Annotated in this window: 19 protein-coding genes, 2 tRNA genes and 3 rRNA genes; 9 read left to right on the plus strand and 15 right to left on the minus strand. The window is 67.3% G+C overall.

The window, feature by feature from the left end:
* Positions 1–18: 18 nt before the first annotated feature.
* The 7 genes from rrf to ACQQ2N_RS00035 form a co-directional block, all read right to left on the minus strand.
* A 5S ribosomal RNA gene (rrf, locus tag ACQQ2N_RS00005) occupies positions 19–133 on the minus strand.
* 118 nt (positions 134–251) lie between these two features.
* Positions 252–3,128: ribosomal RNA gene (locus ACQQ2N_RS00010) — 23S ribosomal RNA — on the minus strand.
* 194 nt (positions 3,129–3,322) lie between these two features.
* Positions 3,323–3,398 (minus strand) — tRNA-Ala (locus ACQQ2N_RS00015).
* Positions 3,399–3,424: 26 nt separating this feature from the next.
* Positions 3,425–3,501, minus strand: a tRNA-Ile gene (locus tag ACQQ2N_RS00020).
* A 146-nt stretch (positions 3,502–3,647) separates the two neighbouring features.
* A 16S ribosomal RNA gene (locus ACQQ2N_RS00025) occupies positions 3,648–5,184 on the minus strand.
* Together the 16S, 23S and 5S rRNA genes with 2 tRNA genes alongside form the textbook arrangement of a ribosomal RNA operon.
* A gap of 422 nt (positions 5,185–5,606) precedes the next feature.
* On the minus strand, positions 5,607–5,816 hold the full coding sequence (locus ACQQ2N_RS00030; protein WP_440223611.1) for a hypothetical protein: 210 nt from the start codon (positions 5,814–5,816) through the stop codon (positions 5,607–5,609).
* Between the two features lie 116 nt (positions 5,817–5,932).
* Positions 5,933–6,136 carry a rubredoxin gene (locus ACQQ2N_RS00035; protein WP_440223612.1) on the minus strand — a complete coding sequence of 68 codons (204 nt, stop codon included), beginning with the start codon at positions 6,134–6,136 and terminating at the stop codon, positions 5,933–5,935.
* A 105-nt stretch (positions 6,137–6,241) separates the two neighbouring features.
* On the opposite strand from ACQQ2N_RS00035, the gene thiE reads away from it, so the two are divergent.
* Positions 6,242–6,883, plus strand: coding sequence for a thiamine phosphate synthase (gene thiE / locus ACQQ2N_RS00040; RefSeq protein WP_440223614.1), 642 nt, complete (start codon positions 6,242–6,244; stop codon positions 6,881–6,883).
* Positions 6,880–8,166, plus strand: coding sequence for a glutamate-1-semialdehyde 2,1-aminomutase (gene hemL / locus ACQQ2N_RS00045; protein ID WP_440223615.1), 1,287 nt, complete (start codon positions 6,880–6,882; stop codon positions 8,164–8,166). The genes thiE and hemL overlap by 4 nt, the downstream gene beginning before the upstream one ends.
* Before the next feature lie 4 nt (positions 8,167–8,170).
* Here hemL and ACQQ2N_RS00050 read toward each other — a convergent pair whose 3' ends face one another.
* The 8 genes from ACQQ2N_RS00050 to ACQQ2N_RS00085 all read right to left on the minus strand — a co-directional run bounded on the left by ACQQ2N_RS00050 (position 8,171) and on the right by ACQQ2N_RS00085 (position 16,016).
* The gene (locus ACQQ2N_RS00050; RefSeq protein WP_440223616.1) at positions 8,171–9,391 is read right to left on the minus strand and encodes an acetylornithine/succinylornithine family transaminase; all 1,221 of its coding nucleotides are present in this window, start codon (positions 9,389–9,391) and stop codon (positions 8,171–8,173) included.
* Between the two features lie 105 nt (positions 9,392–9,496).
* Positions 9,497–10,150, minus strand: coding sequence for a hypothetical protein (locus tag ACQQ2N_RS00055; protein ID WP_440223617.1), 654 nt, complete (start codon positions 10,148–10,150; stop codon positions 9,497–9,499).
* A 71-nt stretch (positions 10,151–10,221) separates the two neighbouring features.
* Entirely contained in the window at positions 10,222–11,040 is an 819-nt protein-coding gene (locus tag ACQQ2N_RS00060) for an SDR family oxidoreductase (RefSeq protein ID WP_440223618.1), read from the minus strand.
* Positions 11,041–11,047: 7 nt separating this feature from the next.
* The gene (locus tag ACQQ2N_RS00065; RefSeq protein ID WP_440223619.1) at positions 11,048–11,638 is read right to left on the minus strand and encodes an LON peptidase substrate-binding domain-containing protein; all 591 of its coding nucleotides are present in this window, start codon (positions 11,636–11,638) and stop codon (positions 11,048–11,050) included.
* Positions 11,639–11,672: 34 nt separating this feature from the next.
* Complete coding sequence (locus ACQQ2N_RS00070) at positions 11,673–12,347, minus strand: response regulator (RefSeq protein ID WP_440223620.1); 675 nt, start codon at positions 12,345–12,347, stop codon at positions 11,673–11,675.
* Positions 12,344–13,876, minus strand: a complete 1,533-nt coding sequence (locus tag ACQQ2N_RS00075; protein ID WP_440223621.1) for an ATP-binding protein — start codon at positions 13,874–13,876, stop codon at positions 12,344–12,346. Before ACQQ2N_RS00075 ends, ACQQ2N_RS00070 begins: the two co-directional genes overlap by 4 nt.
* Positions 13,877–14,069: 193 nt before the next feature.
* On the minus strand, positions 14,070–15,425 hold the full coding sequence (gene mpl / locus ACQQ2N_RS00080; RefSeq protein WP_440223622.1) for a UDP-N-acetylmuramate:L-alanyl-gamma-D-glutamyl-meso-diaminopimelate ligase: 1,356 nt from the start codon (positions 15,423–15,425) through the stop codon (positions 14,070–14,072).
* Between the two features lie 24 nt (positions 15,426–15,449).
* Positions 15,450–16,016, minus strand: coding sequence for an adenylate kinase (locus ACQQ2N_RS00085; RefSeq protein WP_440223623.1), 567 nt, complete (start codon positions 16,014–16,016; stop codon positions 15,450–15,452).
* 140 nt (positions 16,017–16,156) lie between these two features.
* Here ACQQ2N_RS00085 and ACQQ2N_RS00090 point away from each other — a divergent pair, with 140 nt between their 5' ends.
* The 7 genes from ACQQ2N_RS00090 (at position 16,157) to ACQQ2N_RS00120 (ending at position 25,345) form a co-directional block, all read left to right on the plus strand.
* Positions 16,157–17,416, plus strand: a complete 1,260-nt coding sequence (locus tag ACQQ2N_RS00090) for a 6-phosphofructokinase (protein WP_440223624.1) — start codon at positions 16,157–16,159, stop codon at positions 17,414–17,416.
* Between the two features lie 75 nt (positions 17,417–17,491).
* Positions 17,492–18,364: a bile acid:sodium symporter family protein gene (locus tag ACQQ2N_RS00095; protein WP_440223625.1), complete on the plus strand. Its 873-nt coding sequence runs from the start codon at positions 17,492–17,494 to the stop codon at positions 18,362–18,364.
* Positions 18,365–18,444: 80 nt separating this feature from the next.
* On the plus strand, positions 18,445–19,494 hold the full coding sequence (locus ACQQ2N_RS00100; protein WP_440223626.1) for a DUF3617 domain-containing protein: 1,050 nt from the start codon (positions 18,445–18,447) through the stop codon (positions 19,492–19,494).
* Entirely contained in the window at positions 19,494–20,300 is an 807-nt protein-coding gene (locus ACQQ2N_RS00105) for a D-alanyl-D-alanine carboxypeptidase family protein (RefSeq protein ID WP_440223627.1), read from the plus strand. The genes ACQQ2N_RS00100 and ACQQ2N_RS00105 overlap by 1 nt, the downstream gene beginning before the upstream one ends.
* On the plus strand, positions 20,287–21,690 hold the full coding sequence (locus ACQQ2N_RS00110) for a hypothetical protein (RefSeq protein ID WP_440223628.1): 1,404 nt from the start codon (positions 20,287–20,289) through the stop codon (positions 21,688–21,690). The genes ACQQ2N_RS00105 and ACQQ2N_RS00110 overlap by 14 nt, the downstream gene beginning before the upstream one ends.
* Positions 21,691–21,749: 59 nt before the next feature.
* On the plus strand, positions 21,750–23,141 hold the full coding sequence (locus ACQQ2N_RS00115; RefSeq protein ID WP_440223629.1) for a hypothetical protein: 1,392 nt from the start codon (positions 21,750–21,752) through the stop codon (positions 23,139–23,141).
* Positions 23,142–23,248: 107 nt separating this feature from the next.
* Positions 23,249–25,345, plus strand: a complete 2,097-nt coding sequence (locus tag ACQQ2N_RS00120) for a sodium-translocating pyrophosphatase (RefSeq protein ID WP_440223630.1) — start codon at positions 23,249–23,251, stop codon at positions 25,343–25,345.
* The last annotated feature ends 331 nt before the right edge of the window (positions 25,346–25,676 follow it).

Consider the following 25,676-nt stretch of genomic DNA (forward strand, 5'->3'; position numbering starts at 1 on the left):
GGGGGCGTTGGATAAAGCGCTCAGCGATGACCTACTCTTGCATGGCTTAAGCCACACTACCATCGGCGCAGCTGCGTTTCACTTCCGAGTTCGGGATGGGATCGGGTGGTTCCACAGCGCTATGTTCGCTGAGCAAGCGGTGGAGACAGCGCACGGATGCGCCGGTCTCACGTTGGGTCTTGGGACGTAATAAGTGGGTTTCGGCTTTCCGATCGACGTGACGTCGAGGAAGCGAAGCAACTTGGAGTTATATGGTCAAGCCGCACGGATCATTAGTATCGGTTAGCTCGGCATTACTGCGATACACACCCGACCTATCAACCACGTAGTCTTCATGGTTCCTTCAGGGGACTTGTGTCCCGGGAGATCTCATCTTGAGGCGCGCTTCCCGCTTAGATGCTTTCAGCGGTTATCGCTTCCGAACGTAGCTACCCGGCAGTGCCACTGGCGTGACAACCGGAACACCAGGGGTTCGTCCACTCCGGTCCTCTCGTACTAGGAGCAGCCCCTCTCAAATCTCCAACGCCCACGACAGATAGGGACCGAACTGTCTCACGACGTTCTGAACCCAGCTCGCGTACCACTTTAAATGGCGAACAGCCATACCCTTGGGACCGGCTACAGCCCCAGGATGTGATGAGCCGACATCGAGGTGCCAAACACCGCCGTCGATATGAACTCTTGGGCGGTATCAGCCTGTTATCCCCGGAGTACCTTTTATCCGTTGAGCGATGGCCCTTCCATACAGAACCACCGGATCACTAGGACCTACTTTCGTACCTGCTTGATCCGTCGATCTCGCAGTCAAGCGCGCTTATGCCCTTACACACACTGCACGATGTCCGACCGTGCTGAGCGCACCTTCGTGCTCCTCCGTTACTCTTTGGGAGGAGACCGCCCCAGTCAAACTACCCACCATACACGGTCCCCGATCCGGATTACGGACCTAGGTTAGAACGTCAAGCACATCAGGGTGGTATTTCAAGGATGGCTCCGCCAGAACTAGCGTCCTGGTTTCATAGCCTCCCACCTATCCTACACAGACGAACTCAACGTTCAGTGTAAAGCTATAGTAAAGGTTCACGGGGTCTTTCCGTCTTGCCGCGGGAACGCTGCATCTTCACAGCGATTTCAATTTCACTGAGTCTCGGGTGGAGACAGCGCCGCTGTCGTTACACCATTCGTGCAGGTCGGAACTTACCCGACAAGGAATTTCGCTACCTTAGGACCGTTATAGTTACGGCCGCCGTTTACCGGGGCTTCGATCAAGAGCTTCGCCTTGCGGCTGACCCCATCAATTAACCTTCCGGCACCGGGCAGGTGTCACACCCTATACGTCCACTTTCGTGTTTGCAGAGTGCTGTGTTTTTGATAAACAGTCGCAGCGGCCTGGTCACTGCGGCCCAGTCCCGCTCAGCTACGCATGTAGCCACGGATCTGGGCGCACCTTCTCCCGAAGTTACGGTGCTATGTTGCCTAGTTCCTTCACCCGAGTTCTCTCAAGCGCCTTGGGATTCTCACCCTGCCTACCTGTGTCGGATTACGGTACGGTTCTATCGCAGCTGAAGCTTAGAGGCTTTTCCTGGAAGCGTGGGATCAGTGACTTCGTCCTGAAAGGACTCGTCTCGGTGCTCGGCATGGATGGGAGCGGATTTGCCAACCCCCAATGCCTACCTCCTTTCCCCGGGACAACCAACGCCCGGTACACCTACCCTTCTCCGTCCCCCCATCGCACTGCGATAAAGTGCTGGAATATTAACCAGCTTCCCATCGACTACGCGTTTCCGCCTCGCCTTAGGGACCGACTCACCCTGCGCCGATGAACGTTGCGCGAGGAAACCTTGGGCTTTCGGCGGGGGGGCTTTTCACCCCCCTTATCGTTACTCATGTCAGCATTCGCACTTCCGATACCTCCAGCAGACTTCTCAATCCACCTTCACAGGCGTACGGAACGCTCCTCTACCGCTCACACATAGTGTGAACCCCGAGCTTCGGTACACGGCTTGAGCCCCGTTAAATCTTCCGCGCGGGCCGACTCGACCAGTGAGCTATTACGCTTTCTTTAAAGGATGGCTGCTTCTAAGCCAACCTCCTGGCTGTCTATGCCTTCCCACATCGTTCACCACTTAGCCGTGATTTTGGGACCTTAGCTGCGGGTCTGGGTTGTTTCCCTTTTCACGACGGACGTTAGCACCCGCCGTGTGTCTCCCGTGCTTGCACGTGTTGGTATTCGGAGTTTGCAATGGTTTGCTAAGTCGCGATGACCCGCTAGCCATAACAGTGCTCTACCCCCAACAGTGATACACGAGGCGCTACCTAAATAGCTTTCGAGGAGAACCAGCTATCTCCGGGTTCGATTAGCTTTTCACTCCTATCCACACCTCATCCCCTACCTTTGCAACGGGAGTGGGTTCGGGCCTCCAGTCCGTGTTACCGGACCTTCACCCTGGGCATGGATAGATCACCCGGTTTCGGGTCTACGCCGTGCGACTATGCGCCCTATTCAGACTCGGTTTCCCTTCGCCTCCCCTAGACGGTTAAGCTCGCCACACAACGTAAGTCGCTGACCCATTATACAAAAGGTACGCCATCACCCTTACGGGCTCTGACTGCTTGTACGCATACGGTTTCAGGTTCTATTTCACTCCCCTCTCCGGGGTTCTTTTCGCCTTTCCCTCACGGTACTGGTTCGCTATCGGTCGGTCAGGAGTATTTAGCCTTGGAGGATGGTCCCCCCATGTTCAGACAGGGTTTCACGTGCCCCGCCCTACTCACTTTCATCATGCAGGCCCTTTCGAGTACCGGGCTATCACCTTCTATGGCCGGCCTTTCCAGACCGTTCCTCTAGAACCTGCAAGACTTTTGGGCTGTTCCCCGTTCGCTCGTCACTACTTAGGGAATCTCGGTTGATTTCTTTTCCTCCAGGTACTGAGATATTTCAGTTCCCTGGGTTCGCCTCACATGCCTATGTATTCAGCATGAGATACTCCTTGCGGAGTGGGTTTCCCCATTCGGACATGACCGGATCAAAGCTTGTTGCCAGCTCCCCGGCCCTTTTCGCAGGCTGCCACGTCCTTCATCGCCTCTGACCGCCAAGGCATCCACCGTATGCGCTTAGTCGCTTGACCATATAACCCCAAGTCGCCTCAGGATCACATGCAAACAACTCGTATTACTTCGCCTACTTGCCTCAACGACACGTTCGACTCGTTCGAGCCAAAACGCTTATTACGTCCCAAGTTTTCAAAGAACACGGTGCCGACCTCAACGTCGGTCCGTTTCAAATCATCAATTCGTGTGCGCGCCGTTCAATGCGAGAATCTGGTGGAGCCAGTCGGGATCGAACCGACGACCCCCTGCTTGCAAAGCAGGTGCTCTCCCAGCTGAGCTATGGCCCCAGATGTGTGCCATCGGCATGACCAAATGGTGGGTCTGGGAGGACTCGAACCACCGGCCTCACCCTTATCAGGGGTGCGCTCTAACCACCTGAGCTACAGACCCAATCTGGAACGGGCCGTGTGACCCGTGGCGCCAACGCATCAACGAACCGTCCTCTCGGACCGTTCGAGCATGTGCCGCTGCCGGCTTTCTCGTTGAACGTGCAAGTGCCTTGTGTGGACGCCTTGGGATGGCGAAGTCTTATCTCGAAAGGAGGTGATCCAGCCGCACCTTCCGATACGGCTACCTTGTTACGACTTCACCCCAGTCATGAACCACTCCGTGGCAAGCGTCCTCCTTGCGGTTAGACTACCTGCTTCTGGAGCAACCCACTCCCATGGTGTGACGGGCGGTGTGTACAAGGCCCGGGAACGTATTCACCGCGACAATGCTGATTCGCGATTACTAGCGATTCCGACTTCACGGAGTCGAGTTGCAGACTCCGATCCGGACTGAGATTGGCTTTCTGGGATTGGCTCCACCTCGCGGTCTTGCAACCCTCTGTACCAACCATTGTAGTACGTGTGTAGCCCTGGCCGTAAGGGCCATGATGACTTGACGTCATCCCCACCTTCCTCCGGTTTGTCACCGGCAGTCTCCCTAGAGTTCCCACCATTACGTGCTGGCAACTAGGGACAAGGGTTGCGCTCGTTGCGGGACTTAACCCAACATCTCACGACACGAGCTGACGACAGCCATGCAGCACCTGTGTTCCGATTCCCGAAGGCACTCCCGCATCTCTGCAGGATTCCGGACATGTCAAGGCCAGGTAAGGTTCTTCGCGTTGCATCGAATTAAACCACATACTCCACCGCTTGTGCGGGCCCCCGTCAATTCCTTTGAGTTTCAGTCTTGCGACCGTACTCCCCAGGCGGCGAACTTAACGCGTTAGCTTCGACACTGAGCACCTAAGTGTGCCCAACGTCCAGTTCGCATCGTTTAGGGCGTGGACTACCAGGGTATCTAATCCTGTTTGCTCCCCACGCTTTCGTGCCTCAGCGTCAGTGTTGTCCCAGATGGCCGCCTTCGCCACTGGTGTTCCTCCCGATCTCTACGCATTTCACCGCTACACCGGGAATTCCACCATCCTCTGACACACTCTAGCTGGCCAGTATCCACTGCAGTTCCCAGGTTGAGCCCAGGGCTTTCACAGCAGACTTAACCAACCGCCTACGCACGCTTTACGCCCAGTAATTCCGAGTAACGCTTGCACCCTTCGTATTACCGCGGCTGCTGGCACGAAGTTAGCCGGTGCTTATTCTTTGGGTACCGTCATTCCCGCCGGGTATTATCCGACAGGTTTTCTTCCCCAACAAAAGTGCTTTACAACCCGAAGGCCTTCTTCACACACGCGGCATGGCTGGATCAGGCTTGCGCCCATTGTCCAATATTCCCCACTGCTGCCTCCCGTAGGAGTCTGGACCGTGTCTCAGTTCCAGTGTGGCTGATCATCCTCTCAGACCAGCTACGGATCGTCGCCTTGGTGGGCTTTTACCCCGCCAACTAGCTAATCCGGCATCGGCTCATCTTATCGCGAGAGGCCTTGCGGTCCCCCTCTTTCACCTTACGGTCGTATGCGGTATTAGCGTAAGTTTCCCTACGTTATCCCCCACAACAAGGTAGATTCCGATGCATTCCTCACCCGTCCGCCGCTCGCCGCCAGGTTGCCCCGCGCTGCCGCTCGACTTGCATGTGTTAGGCCTGCCGCCAGCGTTCACTCTGAGCCAGGATCAAACTCTTCAGTTGAACTCTTTGGTCAAGGCCGAAGCCCCAACCGATTTCTTCCGAGCGTGATCCAAGCATTTGGTTAAAGCTATGCTTTGACTTCTTGCTTGGACGCTCTTGATAACATCGATGGACTGTCATCCACCTCAAGGCGCCCACACAAGTCACTTGCGCACACTGTCAAAGATCAATGGCTTGCGAGGTCTTCTTCACCTCGCACCCCAGGACATTTCGTCCGAGGGAGCCGCTCACTATACAACCATTTTCGAAACCGTCAACACCTCGCAGCGATCTTTTTCAGCACCACCGCGTCAGTCCAGACCGCCTCTCCAACACCCCGCCGACAACCCCGTTCCCAGGGCCCCGCTGCGAGGGGGGCGAATCCTAACGAGGCATCGACGACTTGGGAAGGGGAAGCTGCGAACTTTTTGTCGCACCCCACCTCAAGCCAAGGCGTGATGCGGTTCTGCGGTGTCGACGGAGGTCTCGACGCGACGTTCGCGGGTCGCTGCGGAGCCCTCGACGGCCTTCGCGGCCACCTCGGCACGCTCGAGCAACGCGTGCTCGCAGACGACGCCGCACTGGTATGGCACGAGCATCGCCATCATCGCCGCATCGAACGGCACGTCTTCCATCGGTACGAACACACGCATCTGTCGCCTCCGCCTCGCGGGCTCTGCTGGGAGTGGCATCCAGTCCAGCAGGCGCAGATGCCGTCGTGGTGACAGGATGTGGCGATACGCGGGCAGCCCGCGCACGCCGGGTGACGTCAGATCTCGACCATCTCGAAATCGGACTTGGTGACGCCGCAGTCCGGGCACGTCCAGGTCTCGGGCACGTCTTCCCAGCGCGTGCCGGGGGCGATGCCGTCGTCGGTCCAGCCCTCGGCCTCGTGGTAGATCAGGCCGCAGACGACGCACATGAAGCTGCGGTAGGGCACGCCGTCGGGTGCCGTGGTGGGGTTCGGTGCCATCGTTGCCCGGTCTTGCTGAGGGGGAAGCCCGGGATTCTCGCAGCGCCACGCCGCGCTTCCAAGCGCGGGCGGCGGCCCGCACTGTCGCAGGGTTACCATAGCCGGATGCCCGTTCCGACCCTGCCGCCCTGCGGCCTCTACGCGATCACCGACGGTCCGCGCGACGACCTGCTCGACGTGTGCGCGCGCGTGCTCGAGGGCGGCGCACGCCTCGTGCAATACCGCGACAAGACCCGCGACGACGCGCGCCGCCTCGCCGAGGCCACGCGCCTGCGCGAGCTCTGCGACCGCCACGGCGTACCGCTGATCGTCAACGACGATGTCGAGCTCGCCCTGCGATGCGGTGCCGCGGGCGTCCATCTCGGCGAGGACGACGGCGACCTCGCGTCCGCGCGCGCGCGTCTCGGCGCGTCCGCGATCCTCGGCGTGTCCTGCTACGACGATATCGACCGCGCACGCCGCCTCGCCGCCGAAGGCGCCGACTACCTCGCGTTCGGCGCGTTCTTCGCCTCGACGACCAAGCCGCTCGCACGACGCGCGACGCCCGCCTTGCTGCGCGAGGCGCGCGCGTTCGGCAAGCCGCTCGTCGCGATCGGTGGCATCACGCCCGGCAACGCCGCACCGCTGATCGACGCCGGTGCCGACTTCCTCGCCATCGTCTCGGCCGTCTTCGCCTATCCGGACACACGCGCCGCCGCGCACGCGTTCGCCTCCCTCTTCCACCAGGATCCCGTTTCCACACCATGAGCACGAACCAGGAACTCTTCGACAAGGCCACCCACCTGCTGCCCGGCGGCGTCAATTCGCCCGTGCGCGCGTTCAAGTCGGTCGGCGGCACACCGTTCTTCACGGCGCGCGCGGATGGCGCGCACCTGTGGGACGTCGAAGGCAAGCGCTACATCGACTACGTGGGGTCGTGGGGCCCGATGATCGTCGGCCATAATCATCCGCACGTGCGCGACGCGGTCGCGCGCGCGATCGCCGACGGTCTGTCGTTCGGCACGCCGTGCGCAGCCGAAGTGACGATGGCCGAGGCGATCACGCGCCTCGTGCCGTCGATCGAGATGGTGCGCATGGTCAACTCGGGCACCGAGGCGACGATGTCGGCGATCCGCCTCGCGCGTGGTTTCACGGGCCGCAGCCGCATCGTCAAGTTCGAGGGCTGCTACCACGGCCACGGCGATGCGTTCCTGGTCAAGGCCGGCTCCGGTGCGCTGACGTTCGGCACGCCGACCTCGCCGGGCGTGCCCACCGCGCTGGCCGACCTCACCCTGACGCTGCCGTTCAACGACTTCGAAGCGGCGACGAAGCTGTTCGACGAAGCAGGCAGCGACATCGCCGGCCTCATCGTCGAGCCCGTGCCCGGCAACATGAACTGCATCCCGCCGCGCGAAGGCTACCTGCAGCACCTGCGCGAGCTGTGCACGCACCACGGCGCGCTGCTGATCTTCGACGAGGTCATGACCGGCTTCCGCGTCGCCCTCGGCGGCGCGCAGGCGCACTACGGCATCACGCCGGACCTCACCACGCTCGGCAAGATCATCGGCGGCGGCATGCCGGTCGGCGCCTACGGTGGTCGCCGCGAGATCATGCAGCGCATCGCGCCGGCCGGCCCGATCTACCAGGCCGGCACGCTGAGCGGCAACCCGGTCGCGATGGCCGCCGGTCTCGCAATGCTCGAACTGATCCAGGCCCACGGCTTCCACGACGAGCTCGCGCGCCGCACGCGCCTGCTCACCGACGGCCTGCAGGCGATCGCCGACGGCGAAGGCATCGCCTTCAGCACGACGCGGGTCGGCGCGATGTTCGGCCTGTTCTTCACGGCCGAGAAGGTCGAGACCTACGCACAGGCGACGGCCGCGGACACCGCGATGTTCAACCGCTTCTTCGGCGCGATGCTCGAGCGCGGCGTGTTCCTGGCACCCTCCGCGTACGAGGCCGGCTTCATGTCCGGCGCGCACGACGAGATCGTCATCGCGGAGACGCTCGAGGCGGCACGCGGCGCGATGCGCGCCGCGAAGGCGGGCTGACGACTCAGCCCGCGACGAATGCGCGCAAGGCCTCGCCGAGACGCGCGAGGCCGTCTTCGACTTCGTCGGAGGTGATCGTGAGCGCCGGCACCACCCGCACCACATCGGGGCCGGCCTGCAGCACGAGCAGGCCCGCGCGCGCGGCGTGGTCGAGGATCGCGCCGGCCTTGCCGGCGTAGGCTGGCGCGAGTACCGCGCCGAGCATGAGCCCGCGACCGCGCACGCCCGTGAACACGCCCGTCTCGTGGCCGAGGCGCTCGAGGCCCACCTGGAGTGCCACCGATTGGCGGCCCACGTTGCCGGCGACCTCGCGCGACGACAGCTTGCGCAGCGCGACACGCGCGACCGCCGCAGCGAGCGGATTGCCGCCGAACGTGGTGCCGTGCGAGCCGAACGGCAGTGTCTCGGCGACCTTCGAACCGACCAGCATCGCGCCGATCGGAAAACCGCCGCCGAGTGCCTTGGCGACCGTCATGACATCTGGCACGACGCCATCGGCCTCGTGCGCCCACAGCGTGCCGGTACGGCCCATGCCGCACTGGATCTCGTCGAACACGAGCAGCGCCCCGAGCGCGTCGCAGCGCTCGCGCAGTGCGCGCAGGAATTCCGGCGTCGCCGGGACGACGCCGCCCTCGCCCTGCACGGGCTCGACGAGCACGCCGGCCACATCGTCGCCGAGCAGCGCGTCGAGGCCGTCGATGTCGTTGAACGCGCCGTAGCGGAAACCACCCGGCAGCGGCTCGTAACCGTGCTGGTACTTCGGCTGCGCGGTCGCCGTCACCGCGGCCAGAGTGCGGCCGTGGAACGAGCCCTCGAACGTGACGATGACGCGACGCTCGGGCGGACGCCCCTGATCGGACGCGTGCCGGCGCACGAGCTTGATCGCAGCCTCGTTGGCCTCGGCGCCCGAGTTGCAGAAGAACACGCGCGACGCGAACGGCGTCGCCGCGACGAGCTCTTCGGCGAGGCGCAGCGGCGGCTCGCTGTAGAACACGTTGCTCGTGTGCCAGAGCTTGCCGGCCTGCGCGTGCAGCGCCGCGACGAGGTCGGGATCGGCATGGCCGAGCGCGTTGACCGCGATGCCGCCGGCGAAGTCGACGTAGTCGCGCCCGTCGAGATCCCAAAGCCGCGAGCCTTCACCGCGGTCGAGGATGAGCTCGCGCTGGCGGTACACGGGCACGAGGTGGCGTTGCGCGCTCGCGACGAGGTCGGCGGTATCGGACACGGAGGGATCTTCCTGCAGCGGGACGCGGATGGTCGCACACCGCGCCATGCGCTTCGATGCGACACGCGGCCTCGCCGTCCACCGCAGCGCGTGTGATGGCTGCCGCTACGGCCCCGACAGCGGGCAGATCGACTGCCCGACCGTGTCCTCGCGCAGGCCCGGCTCGATCTGCACGGCGGCGCCATCGGCCGCGGCGGCGACCGCATCGGGCTCGTAGCTCGCGATCAGCGAGGCGAGGAAGCTGTTGCAGTTGTTCGAACTCGTGTACTGCGTGATCGCGACCTGCGGCGCGGCGAGGTTGTCCACGTACACGCCGTCGACGCCGTCGGTGCGCATGAGGTAGTCGAGCGTGTAGCCGAGCACGACACCGGTCAGGCGCAGCGTGCACGAGCCCACGAAGCCTGCATCGATCGGCACCGCGATGTCGGCCGCGCTGCCGGGGCCGACCAGATGACCTGCGGCGAGGTCGCCCGAGAACGCGCCGGCCTGCAACGTGACCGGGCAACCCGGCACGCCGGTCCCGCAGCCGTTGGGGACGTTGCACGTCGTGTAGGTGATGCCGAGCTCTGTACCGCTCTGCGGCGCGATGCAGCCTTGCGTCCCATCGATGCTCGCGCGCACGCGCTCGAGGAACACGGGCCGCGTGACGGCCGTGTTCCAGCACGCGTCGTAGCCGTCGTGGAAGATCAGTGCGGCGTCGGCGGCCGACGACGCGACCAGTGCCGGTACGAGCACCGCGAGCATGCGGAATCCGCGCATGGCGTCCCCTCCCTCCCCTGTGGTGCGCGGATGCTAGCGCGGCGCGGGCTGGCCGCGCACGTTGCGGCGAATCAATCCAGGAACAGGTCCGGCAGCAGCGGCTGTCCCGGCGCGACGGCGTAGCGGTCGAAGTCGGTCACGCCGGCGGCCGCGAGCACCTCGTCGTCGATCAGGAAGCGGCCGGTGCCGTCGCGGCTCGGCGAGGTCAGGATCGCGTGGGCCGCGTCGGCGACGATCTCGGGCGTGCGCGCGTTGTCGGTCGACACGCCCGGGATCATGTTGAGCGCATCGGTCGCGATCAGCGTGCGCGGCCACAGTGCATCGACCGCGATGCCGTCGGCGCGGAACTCCTCGGCCATGCCGAGCACGCACAGGCTCATGCCGTATTTGGCGATCGTGTAGGCCACGTGAGGACCGAACCATTTCGGCTCGAGGCTCGGCGGCGGCGACAGCATGAGCACGTGCGGGTTGGCCGCCTTGCGCAGGTACGGCAGGCAGGCCTGCGTGCACAGGAAGGTGCCGCGCGTGTTGACCTGGTGCATGAGGTCGAAACGCTTCATCGGCGTGTCGGCAGTGCCGCGCAACCAGATCGCGCTCGCGTTGTTGACGAGGATGTCGATGCCGCCGAAGCGCTCGACGGCCTGTGCGACCGCGGCCTTGACCTGGTCCTCCTCGCGGATGTCGACCTGCAGCGCGAGCGCCCGGCCGCCGGCCGCCTCGACCGCCGCGGCGGCCGTGTGGATCGTGCCCGGAAGCTTCGGGTTCGGTACGCCGCTCTTGGCCGCGATGACGATGTTGGCGCCGTCGCGTGCCGCGCGCGTGGCGATCGCGAGGCCGATGCCGCGCGAGGCGCCGGTGATGAACAAGGTCTTGCCGTGCAATGACGTCATGAAGTTCTCAGGCGTTCTGGAATCGGGGAAGGAGATGCAGCAGGCGCTCGAGGCGCGCGACCGCGCCGTCGGTCTGCAGCAGGTGCTGGCGTTCGGCGGGCTCGAGCGGCAAGGCCTCGGCGAGGCGCCAGCCGACCCAGGCCGCATCGTCGAAGCGCGCGCGGTCGGTCTTCGCGGGCTCGCCGCCGATGCGATCGTAGAGACGCTCGAGGATCGTCGCGAGCAGGCTGCAATGCGCCGGCAGCGGCTCGACCGGATCCGCGGCGAGGAACGTGACCTCGCCGTGGATCAGGCCATTGTCGCGCACGCGCGTGCGCAACACGCGGAAACGCTCGCCGCCTTCGGCGTGGATGCCGAGCAGGCCGTCGTCACGCGTGTGGAAATCGGTGATGCGCGCGAGCGTGCCGACCGCGGCCGGTACGGCCGGCGCGCCGGCCTCGCGGCCGTCGAGGATCAGGCAGACGCCGAAGCCGCTCGCGTGACGCGCGCAGTCGCGGATCATGTCCAGGTAGCGCCGCTCGAAGATGCGCAGGCTCAGCGTGCCGCCCGGAAAGAGCACCGAGGACAGCGGGAACAGGGGAATGTCGTTCGACGTCACCGCCGCAGTCTAGCGCGCCGGTGGAGGATGCGTGTCACTCGATCACGAGGCGGAAGCCGACCCCGTACACCGACTCGATCGGATCGATGCCGAGCTCGTCGAACTTGCGTCGCAGGTTGCGGACATGGCTGTCGACCGTGCGGTCGCTGACGATGCGGTGATCCGTGTAGATCGCATCCATGAGGTGCTGGCGCGACCACACGCGGCCCGGATGGGCGACCAGCTTCTCGAGCAGGCGGAACTCGACCGGCGTGACCACCATCGGCTTGCCGTGCACGCGCACCTCGAAGCGCTGTGCATCGAGCTCGATGCCCGCGGGCGGCGTCGCCAGCGCGGTGACCTGCGCACGCCGCAGCACCGCACACACGCGTGCGACGACCTCGCGCAGGCTGAAGGGCTTGCAGATGTAGTCGTCGGCACCGAGCTCGAGGCCGATCAGGCGGTCGATCTCCTCGACGCGTGCCGTGAGCATGAGGACCGGTACCTGCGAGAAGGTGCGTAGCGCGCGGCACACGTCGAGGCCGTCGAGACCCGGCAGCATGACGTCGAGCAGGACCGCATCGGGTGTGTTCGCGCGGACCCATGCGGCGACATCGCGTCCGTCCGCGAGGCGGCTCGTGCGGTAGCCGGCGGCGCGCAGGTAGTCTTCGAGTGCGGCGGCGATCTTGTCCTCGTCCTCGACGACGAGCAGATGGGCGTTGGCGTTCATGGCGTCTCCACGATCGGAAAGTCGGCCTCGATGCGAACGCCACCCAGGTCCGAGGCCCGCGCCGCGATACGGCCGCCATGCGCCTCGACGATCGCGGCACAGATGGCGAGGCCCAGGCCGCTGCCGCCGCTCGAACGCGTGCGCGAGCGATCGGCGCGGAACAGGCGCTCGAACAGGCGCGGCAGGTCGGCCGCGTCGACGCCGGGCGCAGTGTCCTCGACGACGAGTCGCGCGAGTTCGCCTTCGCGCGACACGCGCACGACGATGTGGCCCGGCGCATCGGTGTAGTGGCGTGCGTTGAGCAGCAGGTTGTCGACGAGCTGCGCGAGCCTCGTCGCGTCACCGCGCACGTGCAGCGACGTCTCGGGCACCTCGACGGCGAGCACGAGGCCTCGCGCGCGCGCGCCGCCGCGGTGCATGTCGACCGCGGACTCGACGAGTTCGACGAGATCGAGATCCTCGAGACGGTAGGCGAGTCCGGCGCTGTCCGCGAGTGCGAGCTGGCGCAGGTCGTCGACGAGGCGCGACAGGCGCTCGCTCTCGCCGAGCAGCGACTGCAGGGCATTCATGTCGGTCGGACGCACGCCATCGATGAGCGTCTGCAGCTCGGCCTGCAGGATCGTCAGCGGCGTGCGCAGCTCGTGCGCGATGTCCTGGCCCCAGCGCTGGCGGGCCTCGCGATGCGTCTCGAGCGTGCCGGCGAGGTGGTTGAAGTCACGGGCGAGCATGGCCAGCTCATCCTCGCCACGCGACGGCACTCGCCGTGCGTAATCGCCTGCGGCGAGCGCGCGCGTACCATCGGCGAGCGCGCGCACCGGCTGCAGCATCCAGCGCGCGAGCCACCACGCGAGCGCGACGGCCGACAGCAGCGCGGCGAGCGCGGCGACCAGCGCGGTCTGCACATGCGCCCCCGCGAAATCGGCCTCGGGGCTGTCGCGCAGGTGCGCGGGCAGCGCGGTCACCTCGAGCGTGCCGATGCGCACGCCGTCGAGCTCGACAGGCACGCCGGGCAACGTCGACGCATCGCCACGGTTGCCGGCGACGTAGTCGCCCTCGGTATCGAGCAGGCGCAGGCGCCGACCGAAATCGAGCGCGGCACTCGCGACCAGCGGCGCGGACATGTCGACCTCCTCGCGCGGCGGACCCGCGAACGGCAGGCCGTTGCCGAACGGCGGCCCTGGACGCGGACCGCGCGGCGGGCCGTCACCGGACATCGGGCCCGGCGGACGTCGGGCCGCCATGGCGTCGCGGCGGTGCTCGTCGATGAGCATGCCGAACATCATCGGGTCGCGGCGCAGGAACGCCCAGTCGCCACGCTCGCCGTACGCCTTCGCGAGCACCGGCGCGGCGACGCGCGCGCGCTCGAGCGCGATGCGGTCGAGGTACGTCGCGAATCCGCTCGAGAACGCGCCCTGCTGCCACGCCGCGAAGCCGGCCAGTGTCAGCATCGACAAGCCTGCACAGGCGAGGAACAGGCGGTGCCAGAGGCGCATCGACGACGTGCTCGCGGCGGTGGCGGGAGTGACCATCATGCCTCCGCGACGACCGCGCAGGCGAGTCCGCTCGCGCCACGGGCGGCGCGCGGTGCGCACGCAGGCCTGCGGCAGGTGGTCATTCGTCGGCTTCCCTCGTCGCGGTGCATGCGCCCCGCGGCACAGCGTGCATGCCGACTGCGCAGAACACGCGCAGCGATCGCGCAGAAATCGCGCAGTCGCGCGCGGATCAGCCCGCGAGAAGGGCGAGGAAGCGGCGCGGTGCGGCCTCGAAGCCGCCGTTGGACATGAACACGACGTGGTCGCCCGTGCGCACCTCGTCGTGCAGTCGTGCGAGCAGCGCATCGACCGACGAGGCCGCGTGCCCGCGACCTTCGAGCGCATCGACGACGCGTGCCGCATCCCACGGCAATTCGGGCCGCTGCAGGAACACGACGCGATCGGCCTTGGCGAGCGACGGCGCGAGTTCGGCCGCGTGCGCGCCGAGGCGCATCGAATTGGAGCGCGGTTCGAGCGCGACCACGATGCGTGCATCGCCGACGCGCGCACGCAGGCCGTCGAGCGTCGTCGCGATCGCGGTCGGGTGATGCGCGAAGTCGTCGTAGACGGTGATGCCGTCGTGCACGCCGAGGCGCTCCATGCGGCGCTTGACGCTGCCGAACGTCGCGAACGCGGGCAGCAGGTCGGTCGCCGGCACACCGATCGCACTCGCCGCGGCGAGCGCGGCGAGCGCGTTCATGACGTTGTGGCGGCCGAGCAGCGACCAGCGCACGGTGCCGACCGGTTCGCCGCGCAGGCTCACGTCGAAGACCGAACCGTCTGCCTCGACGAGCGTCGCGCGCCAGTCGCCGGCGTCGATGCCGAAGGTATCGACCGGCGACCAGCTGCCCATCGCCAGCACCTCGGCAAGGTGCCGGTCCTCGGCGTTGACGACGAGACGGCCGTTGCGCGGCACGATGCGCACGAGATGGTGGAACTGGCGCTGGATCGCGGCCACGTCCGGGAAGATGTCGGCGTGGTCGAACTCGAGATTGTTGAGGATCGCGACGGTCGGCCGGTAGTGCACGAACTTCGAACGCTTGTCGAAGAACGCCGTGTCGTACTCGTCGGCCTCGATCACGAACGGCGTGCCGCTGCCGACGCGCGCCGAAACCGGGAAGTTCGCCGGTACGCCGCCGATCAGGAAGCCGGGCTCGCGACCGGCCGACTCGAGCAGCCAGGCCAGCAGCGAGGTCGTCGTGGTCTTGCCGTGCGTGCCCGCGACCGCGAGCACATCGCGCCCGCCGAGCAGACGCTCGCCGAGCCACTGCGGACCCGATACATAGCGCATGCGCGAGTCGAGCACGGCCTCGACCGCCGGATTGCCGCGCGACAGCGCGTTGCCGACGACGACGAGGTCGGGCCGCGGATCGAGATGCTCGGCCGCGTAGCCGTTGCGCAGCGTGATGCCGAGCTGCTCGAGCTGGGTGCTCATCGGCGGATACACCGCCGTGTCGGAACCTTCGACGCTCTCGCCGAGCTCGCGCGCGAGCGCCGCGATGCCGCCCATGAAGGTGCCGCAGATGCCGAGGATGTGCAGGTGCATGGACGACGCCGTGGCGGCGGAGGGTCAGGCCTTCGGCAGCGCCGCGAGGATGCGGTCGAACACGACGGAGAGTTCGCCGACACCGTCGACCGTGGCGAGCTTGCCCTTCGAGACGAAATAGCCGGCGACCGGTTCGGTCTGCTCGGCGTAGACGCGCAGGCGATCGCGCACGACCTCGGGCGTGTCGTCCTTGCGGCCTTCCGCGGCGGCGCGGCCGGCGATGCGCTCGACGATCAGCTCGTTCGGCACCTCGAGCTTGACCGCGATGTCGATCGGCTGGCCGATGCGCGCGAGCAGCGACTCGAGAGCGGCACACTGCGCGACGTTGCGCGGGTAGCCGTCGAGGATGAAACCGGTGTTCGCGTCGGGCTGGGCGAGGCGTTCCTCGAGCATGCCGAGCACGATGTCGTCGGAGACGAGCTGGCCCGCCTCCATGACCGCCTTGGCCTTGAGGCCGAGCGGCGTGCCGGCCTTCACCGCGGCACGGAGGAGATCGCCGGTGGACACGTGCGGGACGCCGAGCGCGGTCTTGAGCGAGGTCGCCTGGGTGCCCTTGCCCGAGCCGGGTGCGCCGAGAAGCACGAGTCGCATGAAGGTTCCTTCGGTGGGCGCATCCGCGGTGTGCCGCGGCACTGCGCTAGACTTTGAGCCGAAAAGCGGCCGTAACGCTATCCGCTGCACCGGATGGAGTCAAACCGCCGTCACACTCGATCCCGGACCCGGACACCTCCATGCAAGGCAACCTGCTCTACGCCCAATCCGGCGGCGTCACCGCCGTCATCAACGCGACCGCCTGCGCGGTCATCGAAACCGCACGCAAGCACAAGGTGCGCGTGCTCGCCGCGCGCAACGGCATCATCGGCGCGCTGCGCGAGGACCTCATCGACACCTCGCGCGAAACCGTCGCCGCGATTGCGGCACTACGCCACACCCCGGGCGGCGCGTTCGGCTCGTGCCGCTTCAAGCTCAAGTCGCTCGAGGAAAGCCGCGCGCAGTACGAGCGCCTCATCGAGGTGTTCCGCGCGCACGACATCCGCTGGTTCCTCTACAACGGCGGCAACGACTCCGCCGACACCTCGCTCAAGATCTCGCGCATCGGCAAGGCGCTCGGCCACGAGGTCACCGTGGTCGGCGTGCCGAAGACCGTCGACAACGACCTCGCCGTGACCGACTGCTGCCCGGGCTTCGGCTCGGTGGCCAAGTACACGGCGGTGTCGACGCTCGAGGCCAGCCTCGATGTCGCCTCGATGGCGGAATCCTCGACCAAGGTTTTCGTCATGGAGGTCATGGGCCGCCACGCGGGCTGGATCGCCGCGGCTGCCGGCCTCGCCGGCCACGGCGCCGACGAGCCGCCGCACGTGATCCTGTTCCCCGAGATCGTGTTCGACGAGGCGAAATTCCTCGCCCGCGTGAAGGCGACCGTCGAGCGCGTCGGCTGGTGCACGGTGGTCGTGTCGGAAGGCGTGCGCAACGCCGACGGACGCTTCCTGTCCGAGGTCGGCACGCGTGACGCGTTCGGCCATGCGCAGCTCGGCGGCGTCGCACCGATGCTGGCCCAGCTCGTCAAGGACCGGCTCGGCTACAAGTACCACTGGGCGATGCCCGACTACCTGCAGCGCTCGGCGCGCCACGTCGCCTCGAAGACCGACGTCGAGCACGCCTACGCGGTCGGCAAGGCCGGTGTCCAGTACGCGCTCGCGGGCCGCAACGCGGTCATGCCGGCGATCGTGCGCACCTCGGATGCACCGTACCGCTGGAAGATCGAGCCGGTGCCGCTGTCGAAGGTCGCCAATCACGAGAAGAAGCTGCCCAAGCGCTTCATCAGCCGCGACGGCTACGGCATCACCGACGCCGCGCGCCGCTACCTCGAGCCGCTCGTGCGCGGCGAGGATGCGCCGCCCTATGGCAAGGACGGCCTGCCGCGCTATGTTCGCCTCAAGAACACCAGCGTCGCGAAGAAGCTGCCGGCGTACGCGATCGCCGACAAGTAACACCCGACAGGCAAGCAGTACCCGCGCGCGTGCGACCGCACGCGCGCGATCCATCATCCTCGGGAGGGAGGGAGCATGGGCGACAACGCCATCATCACGGTGCTGCTGCCGATCGCGCTCGCGATCGTCATGGCCGGTCTCGGCCTGCATCTCGGCCCGGCCGATTTCAGACGCGTGTTGCGCGTGCCGCGCGCGATCGTCGTCGCCCTCGTCGTGCAGCTGCTCGTGCTGCCGCCGCTCGCCTTCGGCATCGGCAAGGCCGCAGGCCTTCCCGGCGAACTCGCGGTCGGCCTCGTGCTGCTCGCTGCCTCGCCGGGCGGCATCACGGCGAACCTGTTCAGCCATCTCGCCCGTGGCGACGTCGCGCTCAACATCTCGCTGACCGCGCTCAACAGCCTGCTCGCGCTGCTGACGCTGCCGATCTGGGTCGCGCTCGCGCTCGCGGTGTTCGTCGGCAGCGAGAACCAGGTGCCGCCGCCGACGCGCAAGATCGTCGAGGTCGGCGTGCTCGTGATCGTGCCGGTGCTGCTCGGCATGGCCGTGCGCGGCTTCCGTCCGGCCTGGGCCGATGCGGCGGAACGTCCGGTGCGCCTGCTGTCCTCGCTCGTGCTGGCCGGCGTGATCGTGGTCGCCGTGGTCAGCGAGTGGACGCTGCTGACCACCTACGCGCGCGTGCTCGGCGTCGCCTGCGTCGGCTTCAACGTGGCCAGCCTGCTGGCCGGTTACATCGCCGCGAAGGCCGCTCGCCTGCCCGAGGCGCAGGCCACCGCGATCGCGTTCGAGATCGGCATCCACAACGCGACGCTCGCGATCTTCATCGCGCTCGAGGTGCTGTCGCTGCCTGCCGCGGCGGTCGCGCCGGCCCTCTATTCGCTGAGCATGTACGTCACCGCCGCGCTGTTCGTCGCCTGGCTGCTGCGGCGCCGGCGCGCCGCGGCCGGGGCGTGAAGGGATCCACCACCGTTTCACGTAAGGGTCGTGCACGTCCCGCGCCCGCGAGGGCCATCGAAACCGTACGGAGCCTGTCCATGCGCCTGTCTTCCCGCCTCGTCCTCACCGCCGCGATGCTCGCGGTCGCCGCGAACGCCGGCGCGCAACCCGGCAGCGGCGACCGCTACTCGGTCACGAGCCGCATCGAGATGCCCGGCATGCCGTTCCAGATGCCGCCGCAGAAGACCGAGGTCTGCACCTCCAAGCAGGCCGCCACGGCGTCGATGGTGCCCAAGGAAGACAACTGCCGCGTCTACGACTTCAAGATCGTAGGCCAGAAGAGCTCGTACCGCATCGAGTGCACCGGCAAGGATGCGATGACCGGCGAAGGCGAGAACGAGCAGCTCGGCGCGACCGCCTACCGCGGCTCGATGCGCATGAAGGGCAAGGCCGAGGGCGAAGACGTCAATATCGTCATGCGCTACGACGGCAAGCGCGTCGGCGACTGCGACTTCGGCAAGGAATCGCCGCAGGCGATCGGCGCGGCGATGAACAAGCAGGCCTGCGACATGCAGGTCGACATCCCGGGGGCGTACAAGTCGTTCATCGGTCCGGACGCACCGTGCGCGTCCCAGCGCGCTGCCTACTGCGCCAACGTCGTCAAGCACGCCGACACGATGTCCACGCCCAAGGGCTTCCCCGAGCACGAGATGGGCATGGTCTGGGAGGGCTTCGAAGCCTGCGGCCGTCCGCGCGCGACGATCCTCGCCAAGGCCTGCTCGAGCGCCCAGTCCGGCGGTAACCTCGCCTTCATCGGCACGCACTGCCCGTCGATGGTCGCGCAAGCCTGCGCGGGTGCCGACGCGCGCCGCCAGGGCGGTTTCGTCGCCGCGCATTGCCCCGACCAGGCCAAAGCGCTCGCTGCGCAGCAGTGCCAGGGCCGCGGCTACACGGCGATGAACGCCTCGCCCTACCGCGATTTCTGCAACCGCTACGCCGGCCAGCGCCTGCAGGAGCGCAATGCCGGTGCGGCCAATCCGAACGCCACGCCCGACGAGGCCGCGCAGCCGGCTGCCGAGGCTGCGCCGGCCAAGCCGACCATGCGCGACCGTCTCAAGGGCCTCAAGGACAAGCTCGGCGGCGGTTGATGCGCCACGCGGCAATCCTCGCGCTCGCGTGCTGGCTCGGCGCCGCCCCCGCGGTGGCGCGCGAGCCGGTCGACGCCTACCCCGACATTGCCGCGGCGTACTGGGTCGAGGTCGACGACACGCCGCTGTGGGCCGGCAAGGCCGACCAGGCCTTGCCGATCGCGAGCCTGACCAAGCTCATGACCGCGCTCGTCGCGGTCGAGCACGGCGACCTCGACGCCGTCGCCACGGTGTCGCGCACGGCGGCCGCCGAAACCGGCTCGCGGCTCGGCCTGCGCGCGGGCGAGCGCATCCGTCGCTCCGACCTGCTCGCCGCGCTGCTCGTGCGCTCGGCCAACGATGCCTGCCGTGCCCTCGCCGACGACATCGGCGGTGACGAGCCGCGCTTCATCGCGCGCATGAATGCACGCGCGGCCGAACTCGGCATGGCGCGCACGCGCTTCGCCAATGCCTGCGGGCACGACGACGACGACAACCGCTCGAGCGTGCGCGACCTCGCCGTGCTCGCGCGCGCGGTGCTCGCGCAGCCGGTGCTCGCGGCCGATGCCGCGCGCACCGAGTTCGCGTTCGCGACGCTCGACGGCCGCCGCTACACGATGCGTTCCACCAACGCGCTGCTCGGCAGCCTCGACGGCGCGCGCGGCCTCAAGACGGGCTGGACGCCTGGTGCCGGCCGCTGCCTCGTCGCCTTCGTCGAGCGCGACGGCCGCCGCGTGCTCGCGATCCTGCTGCATGCGCCGGACCGCTGGTGGGACAGCGTCGGCGTCATCGAACTCGCGTTCGCGCAGCCGCGTGCACCCCGCTGACCCGCGACGCGCGGCCGCCGCGACGGTCGGCAGCGCCGTCGCACTCGCAGGCGTGGTCCTCATCGCCTATGCCAACGCGTTCGACGCGGCGTTCCAGTTCGACGACTTCGCCGTCATCGTCGACAACCCTGCCGTGCACGACCTCGCCGCATGGTGGGCGAGCATGCCGGGCATCCGCCCGCTGCTGAAACTCTCGTACGCGCTCGGTGCCCGCGCCGACATGCCGGCGTGGCCGTTCCACGCGACCAACATCGCGCTGCACATGCTCAATGCCGTACTCGCATGGCGGCTCGTGCTGCACTGGCAGTCGCGGCTCGCGCCCACGGCACCCGCGTTCTGTGCGCTGATGGCGGCCTTTCTGTTCGCGCTGCACCCCGCGGCGACCGAAGCAGTCACCTACGTGAGCGGCCGCTCGATCGCGCTGTCGTCGACGTTCGTGCTCGCGGCGCTGATCGCGCACGCACGTGCCGACGCACGTGGCGATCGCGTCGCCTGGATCGCCGCGCTGTGGTTCGCGCTCGCGCTCGGCGTGCGCGAGACGAGCATCGTCGTGCCGTTCGCCGTGCTCGCGCTCGCGGCCTGCGATCCGACGACGCGCTGGCGCACGACGCTGCAGCGGATGTCCGCGCATGCGGTCGTGCTCGTGGCCGCGGCATGTGCGACCGCCGCGATGGCCGGCTACCAGCGCTTCTTCGGCGTGAGCCTGTCCACGCGCAGCCTCGCCGACCAGCTGCTCGGCCAGCTGCACGCACACGCCTATCTCGTCACGGGCCCGCTGCTCACGCTGCGCACGAACATCGATCCACCGCTTGAGGTTCCGGCATCGTTCGACGCGGCGAGCCTCGTCATCGCCGTGGCGATGATCGCCGTCGCCGCGCTCGCGATCGCGATGCGCCGGCGCGCGCCCTGGATCACGTACGCGCTCGCGTGGTACGCGGTGATGCTCGCACCGTCGAACTCGCTGCTGCCACGCCTGGACTGGGCCAACGATCGCCACCTCTACCTCGCCATGCTCGGACCGGCGTGGCTGCTCGCGCTCGGCCTTTCGCGCCTGCCACGCCGCTTCGCGACGGTCGTCGCGGCCGTGCTCGGCGCGACGCTCGCACTCGCCACGCACCAGCGTAATGACGAGTACGCGAGCGAAGTCGCGCTGTGGCAGGCGAGCCTCGCCGACGCGCCGCGCAACGCGCGCGCATGGACGAACCTCGGTGATGCCTGGCGCCGCGAAGGTGACGTGGCGCGTGCACGCGACGCGGCACTGTGCGCACTCGCGTTCGATGCTCAGTACACGCAGGCGGTACTCAACCTCGATGCGCTCCCCGGCGCCGACCTCCGCGAGCGACGCTCACGCGACGAGTGCCTCGTCATCGCAGCGCACACCGCACGCTGACCTCGCGCGTCACGTCGCCACGCCTGCGCGACGTCGCGAACGTTTACCATGCGCGACGCATGCACGCTCCCGCACACGAAGCCACGACCGCGTCGCCATCCCTCGCCGATCGCACGCCCTCACGGGGCGATGGTGCGTGGGTCGCCGCGACCGCACTGATCGGCCTCATCGCGTCGCTGATCGTGCTGTACCCTGGCCAGTATCCGTTCGACTCCGCCTACCAGTTCTGGCAGGCGCGCACGGGTACGTATTTGAACCTGTCGCCCGTCACGATGCCGCTGCTGTGGTCGCTGCTGCTCGGACTCGGCGCCGGTCCCGCCGCGTTGCTGGTCCTTAATCTCGCGATGATGTGGAGCGGACTGGCGCTGTGCGCGTATGTGCTGCGCGGTCCGGGCTGGGCACGCGCGGCGTTCCTCGTCGCGTGCGGAGCGGCGCCACTCGTGCTCGTGCAGATGGCACACGTGCTCACCGACGCGCACCTCGCCGCGGTGCTCGTGCTCGCCACCGGCCTGCTCGCGCGTGCTGCGCATCGCGACACCGGCGTGCCGTGGCTTGCGATGGGCCTGCTCGTCTACGCCGCCGCGATCCGGCACAACGCGTTCCTCGCGGTCGTGCCGCTCGCCATGCTCGCAGCCTCGCACGCGGGCGTGTCATGGCGCACGCGCGTGCCGGCCTTCGCGGCGCTGATCGGCGCGGGATTCGCGTTCTCGGCCACCGTCGACCGGCTCGTGGTCGAGGAGCGCGTGACGACTTGGCCCACGGTGGCCTTGTGGGATCTCGCCGCCGTCTCGGTCGCCACGAACGACCTCAAGCTTCCGTCGTTCACGCACGGCCCCGGCATGACGGCAGACGAGCTACGCGAGACGCGCGCCTTCGATCCGGCCTCGAACACGCACCTGTTCACGCGCTCGCGCTCGGGCATCGGCGCAGGCCTGTCCAAGCCGTTCCGCGACGACCAGTACGCCGAACTCGCTGCAGCATGGCGCGACGTCGTGCTCGACCACACCGGCGACTGGTTCATGCACCGGCAACGCACGATGCTGCTGATGCTCGGCTACCGGATCCAGGGTCACGCCGGCATCGCGTGGTTCGAGGAGCGTGCCGCGTATCGCGACAACCCGCCGTGGCCCGACGCGATCGCACCGACGGCGCAGGCCAGGCTCTACGCGTTCGCGCAGACCCTGCGTGCGCATCGCCTGCTCGATGCGCGCCTCGCTCCGCTGCTTGCCTTGGCAGCCCTCGGCGTCGCGGTGATGCAACGGCGGTTCTCGCCCGTCGCACGCGTCGGCATCGCGGCCGCGGCGAGCTCGCTGCTCTACACGGCGAGCTTCTTCGTGCTGGCTCCGGGCGCCGAGATGCGCTACCTGACCTGGCCCATCGTGATCGGGCTCGTCGCACTCGCGCTGGTGATCGTCGCGAGGCCTCGCGCCACTCCTGGCCGCACGGCGTGATTGCTGCACTGCACGCGTGTGGCAAGGCGTCGCATGGCTATACTCGACGACGCTACGCCAGGGGCCAGCCTTTTCGCCTTCGAATGCCTGTCTAACGGGAGGGATAGATGCTGCAACAACACGGTTTGCTGTTCTCGATCATCTGCGCGGTGCTCGCGATCCTCTACGGGGTCTGGTCGATCCGCTGGATCCTCGCCAAGCCGGCCGGCAACGCACGCATGCAGGAGATCGCCGCGGCGATCCAGCTCGGCGCGAAGGCCTATCTCAACCGCCAGTACCTGACGATCGGCATCGTCGGCGTGGTCCTGTTCGTGATCATGGGCTTCGCGCTCGACTGGGCCACCGCGGTCGGCTTCGCCGTCGGCGCGATCCTGTCGGGTCTCGCCGGCTACATCGGCATGAACGTATCGGTGCGCGCCAACGTGCGCACAGCCGAAGCCGCGCGCCACGGCATCGCCGCCGCGCTCGCGGTCGCGTTCCGCGGCGGCGCGATCACCGGCATGCTCGTGGTCGGCCTCGGCCTGCTCGGCGTCGCCGGCTACTACGTGACCCTAGCGCGTCTCGGCTTCACGCCGGACCAGGCGCTGCACGCGCTGATCGGCCTCGCGTTCGGCTCGTCGCTGATCTCGATCTTCGCGCGCCTCGGCGGCGGCATCTTCACCAAGGGTGCAGACGTCGGCGCCGACCTCGTCGGCAAGGTCGAGGCCGGCATCCCCGAGGACGATCCGCGCAACCCGGCGGTGATCGCCGACAACGTCGGCGACAACGTCGGCGACTGCGCGGGCATGGCGGCCGACCTGTTCGAGACCTATGCGGTGACGCTGATCGCGACGATGCTGCTCGGCGGCGTCATGTTCCACGGCAACGCGAACGCCGTGCTCTACCCGGTCGTGCTCGGCGGCGTCTCGATCATCACCTCGATCGTCGGCACGTTCTTCGTGACGACCAAGCCCGGCGCCAAGATCATGAATGCGCTCTACAAGGGCGTCGCGGTATCGGCGGTGCTGTCGGCGGTCGCGTTCTGGTTCGTCACGCGCGAGCTGTTCCCGACCGGCCTCGACACCGGCGGCGGCCTCGTCATCCCGGCCACGAACATCTTCTGGTGCGGCGTCGTCGGCCTCGTGCTGACCGCGGCGATGGTCATCATCACCGAGTACTACACGGCCACCGAGTACAAGCCCGTGCGCCACGTCGCCCAGGCTTCGACGACCGGCCACGCGACCAACATCATCGCGGGCATCGGCATCTCGATGAAGTCGACCGCGTGGCCCGTGCTCGCCGTGTGTGCGGCGATCTGGGGTGCGTTCGAACTCGCCGGCCTGTACGGCATCGCGATCGGCGCGACGGCGATGCTGTCGATGACCGGCATGATCGTGGCGCTCGACGCCTACGGCCCGATCACCGACAACGCCGGCGGCATCGCCGAGATGGCCGAGCTTCCGCCCGAAGTGCGCGCGGTCACCGATCCGCTCGACGCGGTCGGCAACACGACCAAGGCCGTGACCAAGGGCTACGCGATCGGTTCGGCGGGCCTCGCCGCACTCGTGCTGTTCGCCGACTACACGCACAAGCTCGACGTCACCGCGCAGGCCAAGGCCCTCGCGGCCGGCGTGCCGGCGCCGATCTACACGTTCGACATCTCCAACCACTACGTGATCATCGGCCTGCTCATCGGCGGCCTGATCCCTTACCTGTTCGGCGCGATGGCGATGGAAGCCGTCGGCCGCGCGGCCGGTTCGGTGGTCGAGGAAGTGCGCCGCCAGTTCCGCGAGATCAAGGGCATCATGGAAGGCACGGCCAAGCCCGACTACTCGCGCGCGGTCGACCTGCTCACGCGCTCGGCGATCAAGGAGATGATGGTGCCGTCGCTGCTGCCGGTGCTCGTGCCGATCGTGGTCGCGTTCGGCTTCGGCTGGCTCGGTGGTCCGATCGCGGGCGCGCAGGCGCTCGGCGGCATGCTGATCGGCACGATCGTGACCGGCCTGTTCGTCGCGATCTCGATGACCACGGGCGGCGGCGCCTGGGACAACGCCAAGAAGTACATCGAGGACGGCCACTGCGGCGGCAAGGGTTCCGATGCCCACAAGGCGGCGGTCACCGGCGACACGGTCGGCGATCCGTACAAGGACACGGCCGGCCCGGCCGTGAACCCGCTGATCAAGATCATCAACATCGTCGCGCTGCTGCTCGTGCCGTTGCTCTGAGACGGCACGTCTCCGGCAAGGCTTGACGAAAGCCCCGCTCCGGCGGGGCTTTTTTTTGCGGCATGGCGATCCGTCGCGGTCGTTGCCGGTATCCGCGTCCGTACACCGTCGGGCCAGGCCGCGACGTCACTCGCCCGTACCCTGCCGCTCCCCGCAGGCCAGTCCGTGCCGGATCGTGCTGCGAAACAGCAAAGGTCGCCGGCAACGACATGTCCCACGACCACGCCAAAATGCGTATAGGGCATGAAAAGCATCTTCGTGGAAGATTATCTTTTTGCGCAAATGTGTTCAGGATCGCTGCCCGCGGCAGCGCTAAGCTTGGCTTTCCAAC

Source organism: Dokdonella aquatica (genome assembly GCF_051987395.1).
In the GTDB taxonomy this organism is placed as follows: Bacteria; Pseudomonadota; Gammaproteobacteria; order Xanthomonadales; family Rhodanobacteraceae; genus Dokdonella.